Source organism: Streptomyces sp. SN-593, from assembly GCF_016756395.1.
In the GTDB taxonomy this organism is placed as follows: Bacteria; Actinomycetota; Actinomycetes; order Streptomycetales; family Streptomycetaceae; genus Actinacidiphila; species Actinacidiphila reveromycinica.
In genome coordinates, this window is record NZ_AP018365.1 from 259,278 (window position 1) to 283,398 (window position 24,121).

The window sequence follows — 24,121 nt, forward strand, 5'->3', positions numbered from 1 at the left end:
GTCAGTCCTCCTGGTGGGAAAGGGTGGTGGCACGGGCGTCGCCGGTGCCACGGGCGTCGCCGGCTCCGCGGGCGTGTGCGGTGTCGCGGACCGGGCCGGTGTCACGGACGTGTCCGGTGGCCTCGGCGATCCTGGCGGCCAGGATCGGTCCGATCTGGGCCAGCGAGCCCGCCTTGGTCATCTGGTCGTGCCGGGTGGTGATCTCGTGCGACTCGATCCGGCCCGCGACGTACGGGCGCCAGGCGTCGGGACCCGCGTCGTCGTCGCCCCGGTCGATGGTGGAGTTGAACAGCAGCAGGTCGCCGTCGTGGCGGCCGGGGACGAAGTCGACCGACAGCTTGGCGTTGTTGATCATGATCTGGACGATCACCTCGACCTGGCGCTCGTCCAGGCCGGCCAGCGCGCTGCCCCGCCGGTTCAGCACCTCGGCGACCTCGGCGTAGGTGATCTCCCGGTCACCGAGTTCGTCCGGGTCCACGTCCAGCACCCCGACGAGCACGTCGCGCACGGTCGGCACCGGCTCCTCCTCGAAGCGCACCTCCTTCACCGGGTAGGCGTCGAGGATCGCCAGCAGCGCGGTCCGCTCGCCGCGCGCCCGCAGTTCGCAGGCGAGCGCGTGGGCGATCAGTCCGCCGGCCGACCAGCCGAGCAGCAGGTACGGGCCCTCGGGCTGGATCTTCTGGACGTGGTCGGCGTAGTCGGCCGCCATCTCCTCGAAGGAGGCCGGCAGCGGTTCGGGGCGGCCCAGGCCGCGCGCCTGGAGGGCGTAGACCGGGTGCTGCGGGCCGAGGTGGTTCAGCAGCCCGCTGTAGGACCAGCTGATGCCGCCGCCGGGGTGGACGCAGAACAGCGGTGCGGCCGTCCCCGTCGAGCGCAGCGGCAGCAGCACGTCCAGGGCGTCGTCCGGGTCGTCCATGGCCAGGCGTTCGGTGAGCCCGGCCACGGTCGGCGCCTCGAAGAGCATGCGCAGGCCCAGCTCCAGTCCGAGGGTCTCGCGGACGCGGGAGGCGAGCCGGGCCGCCAGCAGCGAGTGGCCGCCCAGGTCGAAGAAGCCGTCGTCGATGCCCACCTGCTCCCGGCCGAGGACCTCGGCGAACAGGCCGCACAGCATCTGCTCCCGGGGGGTACGGGGGCCGCGCCCGGCGTCCTGCGCACCGTAGTCGGGAGCCGGCAGCGCGGCCCGGTCGAGCTTGCCGTTGGCGGTCAGCGGCAGCGCGTCCACGGTGACGAACGCCGCCGGCACCATGTAGTCGGGCAGCTCGCGGCGCAGCCGGCCGGCCAGCTCGGCCGTCTCGGGCGCGCCCTCGGGCGCGGGCACCAGGTAGGCGACCAGCCGCTTGTCGCCGGGCCGGTCCTCGCGGGCGACCACGGCCGCCTGGGCGACGCCGGGGCAGGCGGCCAGCACCGCCTCGATCTCCCCGGGCTCGATCCGCAGGCCGCGCAGCTTGACCTGGTGGTCGACCCGGCCGGCGAACTCCAGTGTGCCGTCGGGCAGCCACCAGGCGAGGTCGCCGGTGCGGTACATCCTGCTGCCGGCCGGGCCGTACGGGTCGGCGGTGAAGCGCTCCGCGGTCGGCCCGGGCCGGCCGAAGTAGCCGCGGGCCACGCCCGTGCCGGCCAGGTACAGCTCGCCGACCATGCCCGTCGGCACCGGCCGCAGCCGGTCGTCGAGCACGTAGGCGCGCATGTTCGCCATCGGTCCGCCGATGGGCACCGTCGAGGCGTTCTCGGGGAGCGCGCGCACCGGGTGGCGGGTGGCCAGGGTGGTGGCCTCGGTGGGCCCGTACCCGTTGACGACCTCGGTGCCGGGGCAGGCCGCGAGCACGCGGGCGGCCGCGGCCGGGGAGACCACGTCGCCGCCGGTCCACACCTCGCGCACCCCGGCGAGCAGGCCCGGCCGCTCCTCGGCGACCAGCCGGAAGAGTCCGGCGGTCAGCCACAGCCCGGTCACCTTCCGGCTGCTGATCGTGTGCTGGAGCAGGTCGAGGTCGAGGTGCCCGGGCGGTGCGACCACGATCCGGCCGCCGCGCAGCAGCGGCACCCACAGCTCGTAGGTCGACAGGTCGAAGGCCGTCGGGGAGTGCATCAGCACCCGGTCGTGTCCGCCGCCGCCCCACTCGGGGGACAGCGCGAGGCCCACCACGTCCCGGTGGGTGACGCCCACGCCCTTCGGCCGGCCGGTCGAGCCCGAGGTGTACATGATGTACGCCAACTGCCCGGGCCGGCAGGCGGCGCCGACGCCCGACGGGGCCTCGTCCGCGGACCCCGCCAGTGCGGCGAGCACCTCCCGGGTGAGGACCAGGGCGGCCCCGCTCTCCCGCAGGATCAGGTCGATCCGGGAGGAGGGGAAGCGGGAGTCCAGCGGGAGGTAGGCGCCGCCGGCCTTGACGATCGCCAGGATCGCCACCACCAGTTCGGCCGACCGGTCCAGCAGGACCGCGACCGGCGTCTCCGGCCGTACGCCGTGGCTGATCAGCGCCGTCGCCAGGCGGTCGGTCCGCCGGTCGAGCTCCGCGTAGGTCAGTTCGGTACCGCCCGCCTCGACCGCGACCGCGTCGGGGGTGGCCCGCACCTGGCGGGCGAACAGCGCGGGCACCGAGCCGGACGGGACCTCGGCGACCGTGTCGTTGAAGCCGTGCAGCAGCCGGTGGCGCTCGGCGTCGGACATCAGGCCGATCCGGCTGATCGGCCGGGCCGGGTCGGCGGCCGCCGCGCGCAGCAGGCGGGCCCAGCGCTCGAACAGCCGCTCCACGGTGGGCGCGTCGAACAGGTCGGTGGCGTACTCCACCGCGCCGACCAGGCCGCCGGCGGCGCCGTCCGGGCGGAACTGCTCGGCGAGGCTGAACGTCAGGTCGACCCGCGAGGTCCCGGTCGGCGCCTCCAGGTGGTCCGTCGACAGCCCCGGCAGCGCGAACTCGCCGAGCGGCGCGTTCTGCAGGGCCAGCATGACCTGGAAGAGCGGGTGGTGGGCGAGCGACCGTACCGGGTTGGCCACCTCGACCAGGTACTCGAACGGCACGTCCTGGTGGTCGTAGGCGCAGAGCGCCTTCTGCCGCACCCGGCCGAGCAGTTCGGCGAATCCGGGGTCGCCGCCGGTGTCGGTGCGCAGCACCAGGGTGTTGACGAAGAAGCCGACGAGGTCGTCCAGCGCCTGGTCGGTCCGGCCGGCGACCGGGCTGCCGATCGGGATGTCGGTGCCGGCGCCGAGCCGGGTGAGCAGGGCGGCGAGCCCGGCCTGGAGCACCATGAACATGCTGGCGCCGTGTGCGGCGGCCAGCTCCCGCAGCGCCTGGTGCAGTTCGGGGTCCAGCCGGACCACGACCCGGTCGCCCCGCTGGGAGGCCACCGGCGGCCGGGGCCGGTCGGCGGGAAGCTGCACCTGCTGCGGAACGCCCGCCAGCTCCTGTTTCCAGTAGGCCAGTTGCCTGGCGAACAGGCTGTCCGGGTCGTCCACGTCACCGAGCAGGTCGCGCTGCCAGCCGGTGTAGTCGGCGTACTGCACCGGCAGCGGGGCCCACTGCGGCCGCTCGCCGCGGCAGCGGGCCGCGTAGGCCGCCGCGAGGTCGGCGGACAGCGGCCCCATCGACCAGCCGTCGGCGGCGATGTGGTGCACCACGACCAGCAGGACGTGCCGGTCGGGGGCGAGTGCGTACAGCTCGGCGCGGAGGGGCGGCTCCGCGGCCAGGTCGAAGCCGCGACGGGCCGTGTCCGCCAGCCGCCCGGCCAGCGCGTCCTCGTCCAGGTCGGCCACCGGGAGCTCCGGGTGTGCCTGCGCGGCGCTCAGCACGACCTGGTGGGGGACGCCGTCGCTCTCGTGGAAGACCGTCCGCAGGCTCTCGTGCCGGGTGACGACGTCCGCGAGCGCGGCGTGCAGGGCCGACCGGTCGAGGTCGCCGGTCAGGCGCAGGGCGAGCGGCATGTTGTAGGTGGCGCTCGGCCCGTCCATCCGGTGCAGGAACCACAGGCGGCGCTGGGCGAAGGACAGTTCCACCTGCTCCGGGCGTGCCCTGGCGGCCAGCGCGGGCCGGGCCGCCCCGGAGCCGTCCAGGCGTGCCGCCAGGCCGGCCACGGTCGGGGTCTCGAACAGGGTCCGGACCTCCAGTTCCGCGCCGAGGGTGGCCCGCACCCGGGAGGCCAGCCGGGTCGCCAGCAGCGAGTGCCCGCCGAGGTCGAAGAAGCTGTCCTCGACGCCGACCTGCGCGAGCCCCAGCACCTCGGCGAACAGTTCGGCCAGCAGTTGTTCCTGCGGGGTGCGCGGCGCCCGTCCGGCCGCGGACCGGCCGAGGTCGGGGGCGGGCAGGGCGCGGCGGTCGAGCTTGCCGCTGGCGGTCAGCGGCAGCGCGTCCAGCGCCACGAACGCCGACGGGACGAGGTAGTCGGGCAGCCTCGCGCGCAGCCAGTCACGCAGTTCCCCGAGGAGGGCGCCGGTGCCGCGGCCGCCGACGGGGCGGTTGGTCAGTGACGACAGGGTCCGGCCGGTGGTCCCGGCCGACCGGTACGCCTCGACCGGGGAGCCGGGGGCGCGCGGGTCGGCCAGGAGCACGTCCACGGCGTCGGCCGAGGTGGCCGACCAGGTGACGGTCACCTCGCGGCCGAACTCCCGCCCGAGGGCGTGGAAGTCCTCCGGGTCCGGCGGGCCGCTCTCCTCCGGGGTGTGCGCCCGCTCCAGCAGCGGCGCGAGCGGCTCGTCGCCGTCCTGCACCGCCCGGGCCAGGGCCGCTTCCGCCACCACGCGCCGGTTCGGCACCCCGGTGATCCGCAGCACCTCGGCGGGCGGCCGCGCGAGCAGGTCGCGCAGCCCGGCCGGACCGGTGATGTCCCGCCCCCACGCCAGCTCGACGGACCTGCTCGGCACGTGGGGGACGACCGGCTGCTTGTGCAGGGTCACCTCGTAGCGGTAGCGGGTGAGCTCGTTGTGGTGGCGGCCCCGCTTGACCTCCACCTGCACCGCGCCGATGTCCGCGGGGAACCGCTCGCGCAGGACGGTGAAGTAGTCCGGGTCGACCAGGAGTTCCTTCTCCACCCTGAGAGCCTGCTCCACCGCGCGGCGCACGCCCGCGCGGTCGGCGCCGTCGCCGGCGCGGTGCAGGTGGACGGCGGTGGCCAGCGGGCGCAGCAGGCGCAGGTTGCGGACGTCGCCGACGAAGAGCGCGCCGCCCGGGGCGAGCAGGCGCATCAGCTTCCCGATCACGTCCGCGAGGTAGTCGGCGGACGGGAAGTACTGCACCACCGAGTTGATCACGACGGTGTCGAACTCTCCGGCGGGCAGCCCCTCGGTGTCGTGGGCCGGGCGGGTCTGGAGCACCACGCGGCCGGCCAGTCGCTCCTCCCCCGCGACCTGGGCGGCCAGGGAGTCGATCGCGGTGGCGGAGAAGTCGGTCGCCCAGTAGGTGTCGCAGTGGGGGGCGATCTGCGAGAGCAGCAGGCCGGTGCCGACGCCGATCTCCAGTACCCGGCGCGGGCGCAGGGCCAGCACGCGGGCCACGGTGGCGTCCCGCCACTCCCGCATCTGTTCGACGGGAAGGGGGCTCGCGTCGTAGCTGCTGTTCCAGCCCACGAAGTCGTGTCCGAAGGCCGCGTCGCCGGCGGCGATGGGCAGGGCGTCGTAGATGCCCTGCCACTCGTCCACGTGGTCCGCCTCCAGCCCGCTGTCGCGGGGCGTGTCCCGGCGGGGGACGACGTAGCCGACGAGCCGGTCGTCCTGGGCGAGGACCGCGGCGTGGGCGACGGCGGGGTGCTCGGCGAGCGCGGACTCGACCTCGCCGGGTTCGACGCGGAACCCGCGCACCTTCACCTGCTGGTCGGCGCGGCCGGCGTACTCCAGCTCGCCGCCGGACCGTTGGCGCACCAGGTCGCCCGTGCGGTACATCCGCTCGCCGGAGCCGAACGGACAGGCGACGAACCGGCCCGCGGTCAGGTCCGGACGGTTCAGGTAGCCGCGCGCCAGGCCCGCGCCCGCGACGTACAGCTCGCCGGTCACGCCCGGCGGCACCGGCCGCAGGCGGTCGTCCAGGACGTACACCCGGGCGCCCGTGATCGGCCGGCCGATCGGCGCCGTGCCCGTTCCCGGCGCGAGCGGGTCGCTCATGGTCGCGCACACCGTGGTCTCGGTCGGGCCGTAGGCGTTGATCATCCGGCGGCCGGGCGCCCAGCGCTCCACCAGCTCCGGCGGGCACGCCTCGCCCGCCACCACCAGGGTCGACGCGGCGACCGCGCCGTCCGGTACGGCCGCGAGGACGGACGGCGGGACCGTCACGTGGGTGACGCCGAGGTGCGGGTCGGTCAGCGCGGCGAGCGGATCGGCCGCGGGGGGCAGCACCAGGGTGGCACCGCCGAGCAGGGCGGTGCAGATCTCCGACACCGAGGCGTCGAAGCTGGGCGAGGCGAACTGGAGCACCCGGCTGCCGGGTTCGATCGCGAAGCGCTCGATCTGTCCGGCGACCAGGCCCGCCACGCCGGCGTGGCTGACGACCACGCCCTTGGGCCGCCCCGTCGAACCCGACGTGTAGATCACGTACGCCGGCTGCCGGACGTCCACCACCACCCCGGGATCGGTCCCAGGCCCCCCGCACCCGGCGACCACCGCCGGATCATCGACCACCACCACCGGCCGCGCGTCCTCCACCATGAACTCCACCCGCGCCCGCGGATACCCCGGGTCCACCGGCAGATACGCCGCCCCCGCCTTCAACACCCCCAACACCGCCACCACCGACTCCACCGACCGCGGCAAAGCCACCGCCACCACCTGCTCAGCACCCACCCCCCGCGCCACCAACCACCGCGCGAACCGGTTCGCCCGACCATCCAACTCCGCATACGTCAACGCCACACCACCACACACCAACGCCACCGCCCCCGGCGCCGCCGCCACCCGCGCCGCGAAGGCGTGCGGCACCGGGACGGCCTCCACGGCCCCGGCGGTCGCGGTGCCCTGCTCCAGCAGCCGGTGCCTCTCGTCGGCGTCGAGGAGGTCGATCCCGCCGATCGGCCGTTCCGGGTCGGCGGTGACGGCCTTCAGCAGCGTCGTCCAGCGCCGGACCAGCGCGGCGACCGTCGAGCGGTCGAAGAGGTCGGTGGCGTACTCGACGGTGCCGGCGACGCCGGCCGGGCTTCCGTCCGGGGCGAAGCGTTCGGCCATGCTCACGCCGAGGTCGAACTTGGCGGTGCCGGTGCCGACCGCGTAGGTGGCGACGTCCAGGCCGGGCAGCGAGAACCGGCCCATCGGCGCGTTCTGCACGGCCAGGATGGTCTGGAACAGCGGGTGGTGGGACAGCGAGCGCGACGGGTTCAGCACCTCCACCAGGTGCTCGAACGGCACGTCCTGGTGCGCGTACGCCGACAGCGCCGTCTCCCGCACCCGCCCCAGCAACTCGGCGAACGACGGATCCCCACTCGTGTCCGTACGCAACACCAGCGTGTTCACGAAGAACCCCACCAGATCGTCCAGCGCCTCGTCCGTACGCCCCGCGATCGGACTGCCGATCGGAATGTCCGTCCCCGCACCCAACCGCGTGTACAACGCCGCCAACGCCGCCTGGAGCACCATGAACAGACTCGTCCCCGTACCCCGCGCCAACTCCAGCAGAGCCGCGTGCAGGTCCGCGCCGAGTTCCAGGCCGACGTGGTCCCCCTGCCAGCCGGGGACGGCCGGGCGGGGCCGGTCGGTGGGCAGTCGGAGGAGTTCCGGCAGGTCGGACAGTTGCCCGCGCCAGTAGTCGAGTTGCCCGGCGAACCGGCTGCGGGGGTCGGCGGCGTCTCCGAGCAGCTCACGCTGCCACAGCGTGTAGTCGGCGTACTGCACCGGCAGGGCCGGCCGGTCCGCCGTCCGGCCCTCGCGGCGGGCGGCGTACGCCTCCGCCAGGTCGCGGGCGAGCGGCCCGGTGGACCAGCCGTCGGCGGCGATGTGGTGGATGACCAGCAGCAGGACGTGCTCGTCCGGCGCCACCGCGAACAGCTCCGCCCGCAGCGGGGGTTCCGTCGCCAGGTCGAAGGGGTGCCGGGCGCTCTCGGCCAGCCGCCGCGGGAGTTCGTCCGGCGCCGCCTGGATCGGCCGGGCCCGCAGGCGCACCGGTGCCGGGTCCAGCAGGCGCTGGCAGGGGACGCCGTCGATCTCCGGGAAGACCGTCCGCAGGCTCTCGTGCCGGGCCACCACGTCGGCCAGCGCCAGGTCCAGCGCCGGGCGGTCGAGGTCGCCGGACATCCGCAGCGCCAGCGGGATGTGGTAGGTCGCGGCGGCGGCGTCCATGCGGTGCAGGAACCACAGCCGGCGCTGCGCGAAGGACAGCGGCACCGCCCGGGGGCGCTCGTACGCGGTCAGCGCCGGGCGGGCGCGGCCGGCCCCGGCCAGCGCGTCGGCCAGCCCCGCCACGGTGGGCGCCTGGAAGAGGGCGCGCAGGCCGAGCTCCACACCGAGCACGGAGCGCACCCTCGCGGCCAGCCGGGTGGCGAGCAGGGAGTGGCCGCCCAGCGCGAAGAAGTCGTCGTCGAGGAAGACCCGCGGCAGGTCGAGCACCTCGGCGAACAGTTCGGCGAGGATCTGCTCCTGCGGGGTGCGCGGCGCCCGGCCGCCTCCGGTCGCGGCCGGCTCCGGGGCCGGCAGCGCCGCCCGGTCCAGCTTCCCGTTCGGCGTCAGCGGCAGCGCGTCCAGCACCGTGAAGACGGCCGGCACCAGGTAGTCCGGCAGCCGCTCGCGCAGGTGCGCGGCCAGCTCCGCGGGGCGGACGGCCTGGTCGGGACGGGTCGTCACATAGCCGACGAGCCGGTCGTCGCGCGCCACGACGGCGGCCTGGGCGACGGCGGGGTGCTCGGCGAGCGCGGACTCGACCTCGCCGGGTTCGACGCGGAACCCGCGCACCTTCACCTGCTGGTCGGCGCGGCCGGCGTACTCCAACTGGCCGTCGCGCAGCCGCCGCACCAGGTCGCCGGTGCGGTACATCCGCGTACCGGGCCGGCCGTACGGGTCGGCGACGAACCGGCCCGCGGTCAGGTCCGGCCGGTTCAGGTAGCCGCGCGCCAGGCCGGGCCCGGCGACGTACAACTCCCCTGTCACACCCGGTGGGACGACACGCAGCCGCGCGTCCAGGACGTACGTCCGGAAGCCCGCGACCGCCCGCCCGATCGGCACCGCGCCCGTTCCCGGCGCGAGCGGGTCGCTCATGGTCGCGCACACCGTGGTCTCGGTCGGGCCGTAGGCGTTGATCATCCGGCGGCCGGGCGCCCAGCGCTCCACCAGCTCCGGCGGGCACGCCTCGCCCGCCACCACCAGGGTGGTGGCCGTGGTGGCGGCGCCGTCCAGCGCGGCCAGGGCGGAGGGCGGCAGCGTCACGTGGGTGACGGAGAGCCGGCGGTCCGTCAGGGCCTCCAACGGGGCCTCGGCGGGGGCCAGCACGAGGGTGGCGCCGGTGAGCAGCGCGCCGCAGAGGTCCCAGAAGGACGCGTCGAAGCTGGGCGAGGCGAACTGGAGCACCCGGCTGCCCGGCGCCACGCCGAGCCGGGCGGCCTGCTCGGCGACCAGGCCCGCCACGCCGGCGTGGCTGACGACCACACCCTTGGGCCGACCCGTCGAACCCGACGTGTAGATCACATACGCCGGCTGCCGGACGTCCACCACCACCCCGGGATCGGTCCCAGGCCCCCCGCACCCGGCGACCACCGCCGGATCATCGACCACCACCACCGGCCGCGCGTCACCCACCATGAACTCCACCCGCGCCCGCGGATACCCCGGGTCCACCGGCAGATACGCCGCCCCCGCCTTCAACACCCCCAACACCGCCACCACCGACTCCACCGACCGCGGCAAAGCCACCGCCACCACCTGCTCAGCACCCACCCCCCGCGCCACCAACCACCGCGCGAACCGGTTCGCCCGACCATCCAACTCCGCATACGTCAACGCCACACCACCACACACCAACGCCACCGCCCCCGGCGCCGCCGCCACCCGCGCCGCGAACAGCTCCGGCAGGCCGGGCCCGGCCGCCCGCTCCGCAGAGGCGGCGGGCAGCAGTTCGCCGCGCTCCTCGGCGGACAGCAGGTCGATCCCGCCGATCGGCCGGTCGGGTGCGGCGGCGACCGCGGCCAGCAGCCTGGTCCACCGGGCGGCCAGGACCTCGACCGTCGCGCGGTCGAACAGGTCGGTGCTGTACTCGATCGTGCCGGTGATTCCGGCCGGAGCGCCTTCGGGCCCGTGCTCCTCCACGAACCCGAAGGTCAGGTCGAGCCGCGCGGTGCCGGTGGGCACGGCGACACCGGCGACCCGCAGTCCGGGCAGCTCGAAGTCCCCGCCGGGCGTGTTCTGCACGACCAGACCGGTCTGGAACAGCGGGTGGTGGGACAGCGAGCGCGACGGGTTCAGCACCTCCACCAGGTGCTCGAACGGCACGTCCTGGTGCGCGTACGCCGACAGCGCCGTCTCCCGCACCCGCCCCAGCAACTCGGCGAACGACGGATCCCCACTCGTGTCCGTACGCAACACCAGCGTGTTCACGAAGAACCCCACCAGATCGTCCAGCGCCTCGTCCGTACGCCCCGCGATCGGACTGCCGATCGGAATGTCCGTCCCCGCACCCAACCGCGTGTACAACGCCGCCAACGCCGCCTGGAGCACCATGAACAGACTCGTCCCCGTACCCCGCGCCAACTCCAGCAGAGCCGCGTGCAGGTCCGCGCCGATCCGGACCTCCAGCAGGTCGCCGCCGTACGACATGGTGGCGGGGCGCGGCCGGTCGGCGGGCAGGCGCACCTGCTCGGGCAGCCCGGCGAGCGCCCGCTTCCAGTAGGCGACCTGACGGGCGAACAGGCTGTCGGCGTCGTGCTCGTCGCCCAGGATCTCCTGCTGCCACAGCGTGTAGTCGGCGTACTGCACCGGCAGCGGCGGCCACGCGGGCGCCCGGCCGCCCCGCCGGGTGGCGTAGGCGGCGGCCAGGTCCCGGGCCAGCGGGCCCATGGACCAGCCGTCGCCCACGATGTGGTGCATGACCAGCAGCAGCACGTGCTCGTCCGGCGCCACCGCGAACAGCTCCGCCCGCAGCGGCACCTCCGAGGACAGGTCGAAGCCGCGCACCGACGCCTCGCGCAGCAGGGCGGGCACCTCCGCGTCGCCGGCCGGGCGCACGGTCAGCGCAACAGCGGCCTCGGCACTGTCCAGCACCCGCTGGTGCGGAATCCCGGCGGTGTGCGGGAAGACCGTGCGCAGCGTCTCGTGCCGGGCCACCACGTCCACGAGCGCGGCGCCGAGCGCGGCCCGGTCGAGGTCGCCGGACAGCCGCAGGGCCAGCGGCATGTGGTAGGTGGCGCTCGGCGCGCCGAACTGCTGGAGGAACCACAGGCGGCGCTGGGCGAAGGACAGCGGCACGGGTTCGCGGCGGGGCCGCGGCACCAGGGCCTGCCGCGCGGTCGCGGCGTCGTGCAGCCCGGCCGCGAGGCCGGCGGGTGTGGGGGTCCGGAAGAGGGCGCGCAGCTCCAGTTCCACCCCGAGGGCCGCGCGGACCCGGGAGACCAGGCGGGTGGCGAGCAGCGAGTGCCCGCCGAGGGCGAAGAAGTCCTCGTCGGCTCCGACCCGGGCCAGGCCCAGCACCTCGGCGAACAGCGTGCAGAGGATCTGCTCCTGCGGGGTGCGCGGCGCCCGGCCGCCTCCGGTCGCGGCCGGCTCCGGGGCCGGCAGCGCCGCCCGGTCCAGCTTCCCGTTCGGCGTCAGCGGCAGCGCGTCCAGCAGCAGGAAGGCGGACGGCACCATGTACTCCGGCAGGCGCTCACGCAGGTGCGCCCCCAGGGCCGCCGCGGTCGCCCCGCTCCCGTCGGAGGGGACGACGTACGCGACGACGCGGTCCTCGCGGGCGAGCACCGCCGCCTGGGCGACGCCCGGGTGCGCGGTCAGCTCGGCCTCGATCTCCCCCGGCTCGATCCGGAACCCGCGGACCTTGACCTGGTGGTCGATCCGGCCGGCGAACTCCAGCTCTCCGTCGGCGCGCCAGCGCACCAGGTCACCGGTGCGGTACATCCGCGTGCCGGGCCGGCCGTACGGGTCGGCGACGAACCTGCCGGCGCTCAGCCCGGGCCGGTTCAGGTACCCGCGCGCCAGACCCGCTCCGGCGAGGTACAGCTCGCCCAGCACTCCGGGGGCCGCCGGCCGCAGCGCCGGGTCGAGCACGTACGCCCGGCAGTTCGCGATCGGGCGGCCGATCGGTACCGGCAGCGGGCAGTCGGCCGGGTCGGCCGGGAGCGCGTAGGCGGTGATCACATGGGTCTCGGCCGGCCCGTAGTGGTTGTGCAGCCTCCGGTCCGCCCGGCCCGCCCGGAAACGGCGTACGGCGCCGCCCAGCCGCATCGCCTCTCCGGCCTGCGCGACCAGCCGCAGGTGCGGCAGGGCGAGCCCGGCCTCCTCGGCGGCCTCGGCCAGTGCCTCGACCACCAGGTTGGGCGCGAACAGCTCCTCGACGCGGTGCCGCTCCAGCCAGTGGGCGAACAGTTCCGCGCTGCGGCGCTGCTCCTCGGTCGGCACCACGAGGGTCTTGCCGTACAGCAGCGCGGAGAGCATCTCCTGCACGGAGACGTCGAAGCCGACCGCGGTGAACTGCGCGGTGCGCGTGCCGGGTCCGCCGCCGACGGCCCCGTGGTGCCACTCCAGCAGGTTCAGCAGTCCGGCCGCGGGCATCACCACGGCCTTGGGCCGGCCGGTGGAACCGGAGGTGTAGATGACGTAGGCCGGGTGCCGGGTGTCGGCGCGGACCACCGGGTCGTGCTCCGGCAGCTCCCCGTCGGGGGTGACGGCCGCCAGGTCGTCGAGCACCACGGCGGGACGCGCGTCCGAGAGCATGTACGCGATGCGTGCCGCCGGGTAGTCCGGGTCGACCGGCAGGTACGCCGCGCCCGCCTTGAGCACCGCGAGGACGGCGACCACGAGCTCTGCCGAGCGCGGCAGTCGCAGGGCCACGACCTGCTCCGGACCCACGCCGCGCGCGAGGAGCGCGTGGGCCAGTCGGTTGGCCCGGCGGTTCAGCTCGCCGTAGGTGAGCACGGTGTCCTCGAAGACCACCGCCGGGGCCTTCGGGGTCCGTCGGGCCCGCGCCTGGAACATCGCGGGCAGCGTGGCGTCGGGGGTGGGGCGGGCGGTGGCGTTGCGGGCCACCAGCAGGTCGTGCCGCTCCTCGGGGGTGAGGACGTCGACCCGGCTGAGCGGACGCTCCGGATCGGCGACCACCGCCGCCAGCAGCCGCAGCCAGCGTGCGACCAGCGTCTCCACGGTGCCGGGGTCGAACAGGTCGGTGCTGTACTCGACCCGCCCGACGATGCCCTCTGCTGGCCCGCCGCTGCCGCCGCGCTCCAGCAGGTGGAAGCCCAGGTCGAACATGGTCGTCGGGGTCCGCACGAGGAGGACCTCGGAGGTCAGGCCGCTCAGCGCGAACTCGGTGCGCGGCACGTTCTGGAGCGCGAGCAGCACCTGGAACAGGGGCTGGCGGGCCGGCGACCGGGACGGGTTGAGGGCTTCGACGACGTGCTCGAACGGCAGGTCCTGGTGCGCGTACGCGCCGAGCGCGCCCTCGCGCACCCGGACCAGCAGCTCGGCGAAGGACGGGTCGCCGCTGGTGTCGGTGCGCAGCACCAGGGTGTTGACGAAGAATCCGACGAGGTCGTCCAGCGCCTGGTCGGTCCGGCCGGCGATCAGGCTGCCGACCGGGACGTCGGGGCCCGCGCCGAGCCTGTCCAGCAGCGACGCCAGGGCCGCCTGGAGCACCATGTAGACGCTGGCGCCGTGGGCCCGGCCCAGCCGGACCAGTCCGGCGTGCAGTTCGGCGTCCAGGGCGATCGGGAGGTGGCCGCCCGCGTGGGAGGGGGTGGCGGGGCGGCGGCGGTCGGCGGGCAGCCGGATCTGCTCCGGCAGCCCGGACAACTGTGCCTTCCAGTAGGCGAGTTGCCCGGCGAACCGGCTGTGCGGGTCGTCGGGGTCGCCGAGCAGTTCGCGCTGCCACAGGGTGTAGTCGGCGTACTGCACCGGCAGGGGTGCCCACCGCGGCTCCCCGCCCCGACGGCGCGCCGCGTAGGCGGTGGCCAGGTCGGCGGCCAGCGGGCCCAGCGACCACCCGTCACCGGCGATGTGGTGCATCACCACGAGCAGCACGTGCTCGTCGGCCGCGACCTGGAACACCTCGGCGCGCAGCGGGGGTCGGGTGGCGAGGTCGAACCCGCGCGCCGCGGCCTTCGTCAGCAGTCGCGGCAGGTCCGACCGGTCGGCCCGGGTGACCGCCAGCTCCGGACGGGCGCGGCCGGCGGGCAGCACCTGCTGGTGGGGCACGCCGTCGGCGGCGGGGAAGACGGTCCGCAGGGTTTCGTGCCGGTCGGTGAGATCGCCCAGCGCCGCTTCGAGTGCCGCCAGGTCCAGCGGCCCGCGGAGCCGCCACGCGAGCGGCATGTTGTAGACGGAGTCGGCGCCTTCCATCTGGCGCAGGAACCACAGCCGCCGCTGGGCGGACGACAGCGGCACCGGATCGGGGCGCTCCACCCGCTCCAGCGCGAGCCGGGCCCGGTCGGCGCCGCCGAGTCCGGCGGCCAGCCCCGCCACCGTCGGGGTGCGGAACAGGGCGCGCAGCTCCAGCTCCACCCCGAGGGTCGCCCGGACCCGTGCCACCAGCCGGGTGGCGAGCAGCGAGTGCCCGCCCAGCGCGAAGAAGTCGTCGTCGGCACCGACCCGCGGCACGCCCAGCACCTCGGCGAACAGCCCGGCCAGCACCTGTTCCCGCGGAGTGTGCGGCGCGCGGCCGGCCGGCGTCACGTCGGCGTCGGGCTCGGGCAGGGCGCGCCGGTCGACCTTGCCGTTGGCGTTCAGGGGCAGCGCGGCGAGGGGGACGAACGCGGACGGCACCATGTACTCCGGCAGCCGCTCGCGCAGGTACGCCCGCAGGTGCTCCGTCCGCGGCTCCGTCCGCGGCTCCGACCCGGAGGCGGGTTGCAGGTAGGCGACCAGCCGGGGGTCCCCCGGCCGGTCCTGCCGGACGAGCACGGCGGCCTGGGCGACGTGCGGGTGTGCGGTGAGGGCCGTCTCGATCTCGCCGAGTTCGACGCGGAAGCCGCGGACCTTGACCTGGTCGTCGGTACGGCCCAGGAACTCCAGGTTCCCCTCCGTGTTCCACCGCACCAGGTCGCCCGTGCGGTACATCCGCGACCCGCCCGCACCGAACGGGTCCGCCACGAACCGCCCCGCCGTCAGGCCCGGCCGGTTCAGGTACCCCCGCGCCACCCCCGCACCCGAGAGGTACAGCTCACCGGGGACACCGACCGGCACCGGGCGCAACGCGGCGTCCAGGACGTACAGTTCCGTACCGCCGAGCGGTCGGCCGATCACCTGCCGCGGGCTGGACGCCAGCGGCGCGTGGACCGAGTCCACCGTGCACTCGGAGGGGCCGTAGAAGTTCAGGGATGTCACCCCGTCGGCCGCGCGCAGCCGTTCCCACAGCGGTTGCGGGACGGCCTCGCCGCCCAGTGCGACCACCGAGGGGCGCCACCGCGGGTGGTCCAGCAGGCCGTGCTCGACGAGGACCTGGAGGTAGGAGGGGGTGCCGCCGACCGTGTCCAGTCCGGCGCGCGCGGCGTACGCGAGGTAGGCGCCGGGGTCGGACCAGGTCGCCTCGTCCAGGACGTGCAGCTCGTGGCCCGCGAAGAGGGCGAGGATCTGGTCGCAGGAGGCGTCGAAGGACACGGAGGTGGTCATCCCCACCCGCATCCGCTCGGCCGTCCCGTAGACCAGGGCACGCTGGTTGGCGAGCAGGTTGGCGAGGCCGCCGTAGGTGGCCACGACCCCCTTGGGCCGACCCGTCGAACCCGACGTGTACATCACGTACACCGGATGGCGCGGATCGACCACCACCCCCGGATCACCCTCCGGACACCCCGCCACCACCGCCGCCGTCGCAGGATCGTCCACCACCAACTGATCCACCCCACCCACCGGCAACCCACCCCCGATCCGCACATCCGTCACCACCAACACCGGACACGCGTCCTCCAACAAAAACCCCACCCGCGCCGCCGGATACCCCGGATCCACCGGCACATAAGCCGCCCCCGCCTTCACCACCGCCAAGACCGCCACCACCAACTCCACCGACCGCGGCAACACCACCGCCACCAACCCCTCAGGCCCCACCCCCCGCGCCACCAACGCATGCGCCAACCGATTCGCCCGCACCTCCAACTCCCCGAACGTCACCACCACATCCCCACACACCAACGCCACCGCATCAGGAGCCCGACGCACCACAGCCCCGAACAACCCCGGCAGACCCACCCCCGCAACCCCCACCACCGGGCCCCTCCCCCAAACCCCCAACCGACGGCGCTCCTCCACCGACAGCACATCGATCCGCCCGATCCGCTGCCGCGGGTCGGCGACCACGGCGCGCAGCAGCCGCTCCCACCGGCCGGTCAGCTCCTCGACGGCGGCCGGGTCGAACAGGTCGAGGGCGTACTCGACGGACCCGTCGATCCCGTCCGGGGAACCGTCCGGGGCGTGCCGCTCGGACAGGGTGAGGATCAGGTCGAGCTTGGCGGTGGCCGAGGCGGACGCCACCTCCTCGACGCGCAGTCCGGACGGCGCGAAGTCGGCCCGGGGCGCGTTCTGCAACACCAGCATGACCTGGAACAGCGGGTGGTGGGCCAGCGACCGGGTCGGGTTCAGGACCTCGACCAGGTACTCGAACGGAAGGTCCTGGTGCGCGTATCCGGCCAGCGCGGTGTCCCGGACCCGGCCGAGCAGCTCGGCGAACGTCGGATCGCCGGAGGTGTCGGTGCGGAACACCAGGGTGTTGACGAAGTAGCCGACCAGGTCGTCCTGCGCCTGGTCGGTGCGACCGGCGACGGGGCTGCCGACCGGGATGTCGTCCCCCGCGCCGAGCTTGCTCAGCAGTGCCGCCAGCGCGGCCTGGAGGACCATGAACAGGCTGGTGCCGTGCGCGCGGGCGAGCTCGCGCAGGCCGCGGTGCAGGTCGGCGTCCAGCGCGGCACGCACGGAGCCGCCCCGGTGCGAGGCGATCGGCGGACGGGGCCGGGTGGTGGGCAACTGGAGCCGTTCCGGCAGTCCGGCCAGTGCCTTCGTCCAGTAGTCCGCCTGGCCGGCGAACAGGCTGCCGGCGTCGGAGGGGTCGCCGAGCAGTTCCTGCTGCCACAGGGTGTAGTCGGCGTACTGGACCGGCAGTTCCTCCCACCGCGGCTCCTCGCCGCGGCGGCGCGCCGCGTAGGCGGCGGTCAGTCCCCGCGTGAGCGGGCCGAGCGACCAGCCGTCGCCCGCGATGTGGTGGAGCACCACCTGGAAGACGTGCGTGTCCGGCGCCAGTTCGAACAGGGCGCCCCGCAGCGGCACATCGACCGCCAGGTCGAACCGGCGGTCGCGCACGTCCGCCATGGCGGCCGGCAGTTCGTCCTCCGTGACGGGGCGCACGGGCAGCGGCGGCCGTGCGGTGTCGGGGTCGAGCACCCGCTGACAGGGCACGCCGTCCACCGCCGGGAAGACGGTGCGCAGGGCCTCGTGCCGCGCGACCACGTCGGCCACGGCGGCGTCCAGGGCCTGCCGGTCGAGCGTCCCGGACAGCCGCCAGGCGAGGGAGATGTGGTAGTTCGCGCCGGAGCCCTCCAACTGGTGCAGGAACCACAGGCGCCGCTGCGCGAACGACAGCGGGACCCTGACGGGGCGCTCGCGCCGGGCCAGGGCGGCCTGCGCCGGGCCGGCCGCCACCAGGGCGGCGGCCAGGCCCTCGGGGGTGGGCGCCTCGAACAGGGTGCGCAGCGGCATCTCCACGCCGAGGGTCGCGCGGATCCGGGCGGCCAGCCGGGTGGCCAGCAGGGAGTGCCCGCCGAGGTCGAAGAACCCGTCCTCGACGCCGACGGCCGCCACCCCCAGGACCTCCGCGAACAGCTCGCACAGGACCTGCTCCTGCGCGGTGCGCGGCGCGCGGGAGGGGGCCGCCGGGGCGGGGCCGGGGGCGGGCAGGGCCCGGTGGTCCAGCTTGCCGTGGGCGGTCAGCGGCAGCGCGTCCAGCGGCACGAACGCGGACGGCACCATGTACTCCGGCAGCCGCTCGCGCAGGTGGCGCCGCAGGGCGGCGGGCCCCGGCACGGCGCCCTCGGCCGGCACCAGGTACGCGGTCAGCCGGGTGTCGTCGGCGCGGTCGCGCCGGGCCAGGACGGCGACCTGGGCGATGCCGGGGTGGGCGGCCAGCGCGGCCTCGACCTCGCCGGGTTCGATCCGGAAGCCGCGCACCTTCACCTGCTGGTCGGCCCTGCCGACGTAGCGCAGGCTCCCGTCCGCCGCGCGGCGCACCACGTCGCCGCTGCGGTACATCCGCGTCCCCGGCGCTCCGAACGGGTCCGCCACGAACCGTCCGGCGGTCAGTGCGGGCCGGTTCAGGTAGCCGCGCGCCAGGCCGGGCCCCGCGACGTACAGCTCGCCGGGCACGCCCGGGGCCACCGGCCGCAGGCCGCTGTCGAGCACGTACGCGCGCAGGTCCGGGAGGGCCTCGCCCACCTGGCCGGGGGCGGTGCCGGACCGGTCGAGCGCCGCGTACGTGACGTGCACCGTGGTCTCGGTGATGCCGTACATGTTGACCAGCCGCGGCGCGTCGTCCGGGTGCCTGCGGTACCAGCCGGCCAGCCGGGCGTGCTCCAGCGCCTCGCCGCCGAACACCACGGTGCGCAGCGCGAGTTCGCGGCCGGTCTCCGGGGTCCCGGCGTCCGCCTCCATCAACGGGTAGAAGGCGGAGGGGGTCTGGTTGAGCACCGTCACCCGCTCCCGGGCGAGCAGCTCCAGGAACCGCCCGGGCGAGCGGCTGGTCTCGTGGTCCACGACCACCAGGCGGCCGCCGTGCAGCAGCGGGCCCCACAGCTCCCACACCGAGAAGTCGAAGGCGTAGGAGTGGAAGAGGGTCCACACGTCCCGCGCGGAGAAGCCGAACAGCTCCCGCGTGGTGGCGAACAGGCGCACCACGTTGCGGTGCGGGACCACCACGCCCTTGGGGTCGCCGGTCGAGCCGGAGGTGTGGATGACGTACGCCGGGTGGCGCGGGTCGACGGCGACCCCGGGGTCGGTGTCGGGCAGGCCGTCGAGGTCCGCGGTGTCCAGCAGCAGCCGGTCCACGTGCTCCGCGCCCGGGAGGTCCCCGATCCGGCTCGTCGTGACGAGCAGCGGGGGCCGGGTGTCCCGGAGCAGGTAGGCGATCCGGGCGGCCGGGTACGCCGGGTCCACCGGTACGTAGGCGGCGCCGGCCTTGAGCACCGCGAGCACCGCGACGACCAGGTCCGCCGAGCGCGGCAGGGCCAGTGCCACCAGTCGCTCAGGTCCCACGCCCCGGCCGGCCAGGGCGTGCGCCAGCCGGTTGGCGCGGGCGTTCAACTGCCCGTAGGTCAGCGCGGCGCCGCCGTCCGTGAGGGCGACGGTGGCGGGGTCCGCCCGCACCTGCCGCTCGAACAGCGTGTGCAGGCAGCTCTCGGGCGCTTCCCCGTCCTGGTCGGCGGCGGGAGGCAGCAGGGCCCGGAGCTCGTCGGCGGACAGCACGTCCACCTGTCCGATCCGCCGGCCGGGGTCGGCGACGACGGCGCGCAGCAGCCGCAGCCACCGCTCGACGATCCCGCCGACGGTGGCCGCGTCGAACAGGTCGGTGCTGTACTCGACCACGCCGCAGAGCCCGTCCGCCAGCGCGTCCGACGGCGCGTCCGACAGCCCGTCCGACAGCCCGCCGCCGCCCGGCTGTTCGGCCAGCACGAAGGTGAGGTCGCACTTGGCCGTCCCGGTGGGGACCAGATCGGTCCGCACCCGCAGCCGCGGCAGCTCGAAAGTGCCGGACGGCGCGTTCTGCAACGTGAGCATGGTCTGGAACAGCGGGTGGTGCGCGAGCGTCCGGGTCGGGTTCAGCGCCTCCACGAGGTGCTCGAACGGCACGTCCTGGTGCGCGTACGCGGCCAGCGCGCCCTCGCGCACCCGGCCCAGGAGTTCGGTGAACGTCGGGTCGCCGGACAGATCGGTGCGCAGCACCAGGGTGTTGACGAAGAAGCCGACCAGGTCGTCCAGGGCCTCGTCGGTCCGTCCGGCGACCGGGGTGCCGATCGGGACGTCGGTGCCCGCACCGAGCTTGCCCAGCAGGGCGGCCAGCCCCGCCTGGAGCACCATGAAGAGGCTGGCCGAGCCGTCGCGGGCCAGCGCGCGCAGGCCGCGGTGGAGTTCGGCGTCGATCCGGAACGGCAGTTGGGCGCCCTGGTAGGACATCGCGGCCGGGCGGGGCCGGTCGAAGGGCAGCTCGACCTGCTCGGGCAGGTGCGCCAACCGCGTACGCCAGTAGGCGAGCTGACCGCCCAGCAGGCTGTCCGGGTCGGCGCCGTCGCCCAGCAGCTCCCGCTGCCACAGGGCGTAGTCGGCGTACTGCACCGGCAGCGGCGGCCACTGCGGCCGCGCGCCCTCGCTGCGGGCGGCGTAGGCGGTCGTGAGGTGGCGGGCGAGCGGCCCGGTCGACCAGCCGTCGCCGGCGATGTGGTGCACCACGAGCAGCAGCACGTGGTCCCGCGCGCCGAGCCGGAACAGTTCGGCGCGCAGCGGCGGTTCCGCGGACAGCTCGAAGCCGTGCCGCGCCCCCTGTGCCAGCCGGTCGGGCAGGTCGCGCGCGCCGGCCTCGGTCACCCGCAGCCGCGGCCGCGCCGCGTCGGGGTCCAGGACCCGCTGGTGCGGCACGCCGTCGACCACCGGGAAGACGGTGCGCAGGCTCTCGTGCCGTTCGACCACGTCGGCCAGGGCGTCTTCCAGGGCCCGCCGGTCCAGGCTTCCGGACAGGCGCAGCGCCAGCGGGATGTTGTAGGTGGCGCTCGGGCCCTCCATGCGGTGCAGGAACCACAGCCGGCGCTGGGCGAAGGACAGCGGGACGGCTCCGGGCCGCTCGCGCCGTCCCAGCGCCGGGCGGGCCCGGCCGGCGGCGTCCACCGCGGCCGCGAGTCCCGCCACCGTCGGGGTGTCGAACAGGTCGCGCAGCCCCAGTTCGACGCCGAGCACCGACCGGGCCCGGGCGACCAGGCGGGTGGCCAGCAGGGAGTGCCCGCCGAGGTCGAAGAAGCTGTCGTCCGGGCCGGGTTCGGCGACGCCCAGCACCTCGGCGAACAGCCCGGTGAGCAGGTGCTCGACCGCGGTGCGCGGGGCGCGGCCCGGCGACGCGGGCCGGTACCCGGGCTCCGGGAGCGCGCGTCGGTCGAGCTTGCCGTTCGGTGTCAGCGGCAGGGTGTCCAGCACCACGTACGCCGAGGGGACCATGTACTCCGGCAGCCGTTCCCGCAGCAGGGCCCGGAGCGTGTCCTCCCGGAGGTCGTGTCCCGCGGTGGGGAGGACGTGGGCGACCAGCCGGGCCTCCTCGTCGGCGCGCACCGTGACGGCGGCCTGGGCGACGTGCGGGTGCGCGGTGAGGGCCGCTTCGATCTCGCCGAGTTCGACGCGGAAGCCGCGGACCTTGACCTGGTCGTCGGTACGGCCCAGGAACTCCAGGTTCCCCTCCGTGTTCCACCGCACCAGGTCGCCCGTGCGGTACATCCGCGACCCGCCCGCACCGAACGGGTCCGCCACGAACCGCCCCGCCGTCAGGCCCGGCCGGTTCAGGTACCCCCGCGCCACCCCCGCACCCGAGACGTACAGCTCACCGGGGACACCCACCGGCACCGGGCGCAACGCGGCGTCCAGCACGTGGAGTCGGGCGTTGGTGACGGGCCGTCCGATCACCGGGCGCGGGCTCGCGTCCATGGGCGCGGCCACCGTGTTGACGGTGCACTCGGACGGTCCGTAGAAGTTCAGGCACCTCACCGTGTCGGCCGCGCGCAGCCGCTCCCACAACGGCGCCGGGACGGCCTCGCCGCCCGCCGCGACCAGTGCGGGGCTGGTCGCCGGGTCGTCCAACAGGCCGTGCTCGACGAGGATCCGCAGGTAGGACGGCGTGGCCTCGACGTAGTCCACCCCTCGGCTGGCCACGTAGTCGACCAGGGCCCGCGGGTCGGTACGGGTCTCCTCGTCCAGGACGTGCAGCTCGTGGCCCGCGAAGAGGGCCATGAGCTGGTTCCAGGAGGCGTCGAACGACACCGAGGTGGTGAGGGCGACCCGCAGCCGCGGCCGGTGTTCCAGCAGCGGCGCGAACTGCGTCAGGCGGTGGTCGGCGAGCAGGTTGGCGAGGCCGCCGTAGGTGGCCACGACCCCCTTGGGCCGACCCGTCGAACCCGACGTGTACATCACATACACCGGATGACGCGGATCGACCACCACCCCCGGATCACCCTCCGGACACCCCGCCACCACCGCAGCCGTCGCAGGATCGTCCACCACCAACCGCTCCACCCCACCCACCGGCAACCCACCCCCGGTCCGCACATCCGTCACCACCAACACCGGACACGCGTCCTCCAACACAAACCCCACCCGCGCCGCCGGATACCCCGGATCCACCGGCACATAAGCCGCCCCCGCCTTCACCACCGCCAAGACCGCCACCACCAACTCCACCGACCGCGGCAACACCACCGCCACCAACCCCTCAGCACCCACCCCCCGCGCCACCAACGCATGCGCCAACCGATTCGCCCGCACCTCCAACTCCCCGAACGTCACCACCACATCCCCACACACCAACGCCACCGCATCAGGAGCCCGACCCACCACAGCCCCGAACAACCCCGCCAGACCCACCCCCGCAACCCCCACCACCGGACCCCTCCCCCAAACCCCCAACCGACACCGCTCCTCCACCGACAACAGATCGATCCGCCCGACCGGCTCGTCCGGGTCGCAGTCGGCGACGGCGTCGAGCAGGGCAAGCAGGCGCTCCTGGTGCGCGGCGAGGTCGTCGTCGCCGTACGCCTGCGGCGCGCCGTGCAGCCTGAGGAGGGGCGGGTTGCCGTCCCGGTAGTCGAACACCCAGACGGCCAGGTCGGTCGTCGACCCCGACACGAAGTGGCGTACCGAGGCGGGGTGCCCGGCGAAGCTCGGCCTGGCGTTGAAGGCCATGATGTTGACGATCAGCGGGAACGCCGTGCCGATGCCGCCGGGCGTGCCGAGGTCGCGCAGCAGGTCCTCGCTGCGGTAGCGCTCGTGTGCGACGGCCGAATCGACCTCCCGCGCCACCTGGGCGACGAGGTCGCCCCACGACATGTCAGGCCGCACGGCCAGCCGCAGCGGCACCACGTTGGACATCGTGCCGGGGACCGCCGTCAGGTCGCGGTCGCCGCCGCGGCGGGCGGTGACGGGGAGGGCGAGCACCACGTCCTGGGCACCGCTCAGCCGGTGGGCGTAGAGCGCGGTGGCCGCGACGACCACCCGGGACCAGCGGACACCGGCCCGCTCGGCCGCCGCCCGCAGCGCCTCGGGGCGCCGCAGCGCCCGCTCCCCGGCCAGCCGCAGGGCCTGGTGCGGGTCGGCCGCGGCGCCGGCGGTGAGCCGTGTCGGGGCCGGCGGATCGGCCAGCCGTCCCATCCAGTAGGCGCGGTCGGCGGTGAAGTCGGCGGAGGAGCGGTACGCGGCGTCGCTGTCGACCAGGTCCCGCAGGGAGCCGAACGGGCAGGGCGGGACGGCGGCGCCCTCGGCGAGGGCCGAGTACACCTCGCCGACCCGCTGCCGGACCATGGAGCTGCTGATCGCGTCCAGCACCAGGTGGTGGTAGTTCAGGTACCAGAGGAACTCCGTCGGCGACAGCCGGATCAGCGCGTGCCCGAACAGCGGGTCGCGGGTGGGGTCCAACGGGCGGGCCAGGTCCCGCTCCATCCACGCGGTGGCCGCCGCCCGCGGGTCCGGCTCCGCGACGAGGTCGAGGTGGACCGGCGCCCAGTGCCAGGACTCGCGGAGGATCTGCCGCGGGCCGTCGCCGTCGTCGGCGAAGGTCACGTGCAGGGCGTCGACCTCGTGGACCACCCGGCGCAGCGCGGTCTCGAACAGCTCCGGGTCGATCGGCCCGTGGATCTCCAGGCACTCACCGACGCGGTAGCCGGGGATCGGGGTCCGGGAGCTCTGCTCGGCGAGCCAGATCTCCCGCTGGGCCGCGGTCAGGGGCAGGGCGTCTCCGTCGCGACGGGACATGGGGGTTCCTCCAGAAGTGTGGGTGGGCGGGCGCGCGGGGGCGCG

Annotated in this window: 1 protein-coding gene; it reads right to left on the reverse strand. The window is 75.0% G+C overall.

Annotation, left to right across the window (positions count from 1 at the left end):
• Window position 1 precedes the first annotated feature (1 nt).
• Window positions 2-24,076, reverse strand: coding sequence for a non-ribosomal peptide synthase/polyketide synthase (locus RVR_RS01200; RefSeq protein WP_202231993.1), 24,075 nt, complete (start codon window positions 24,074-24,076; stop codon window positions 2-4).
• Window positions 24,077-24,121 lie beyond the last annotated feature (45 nt).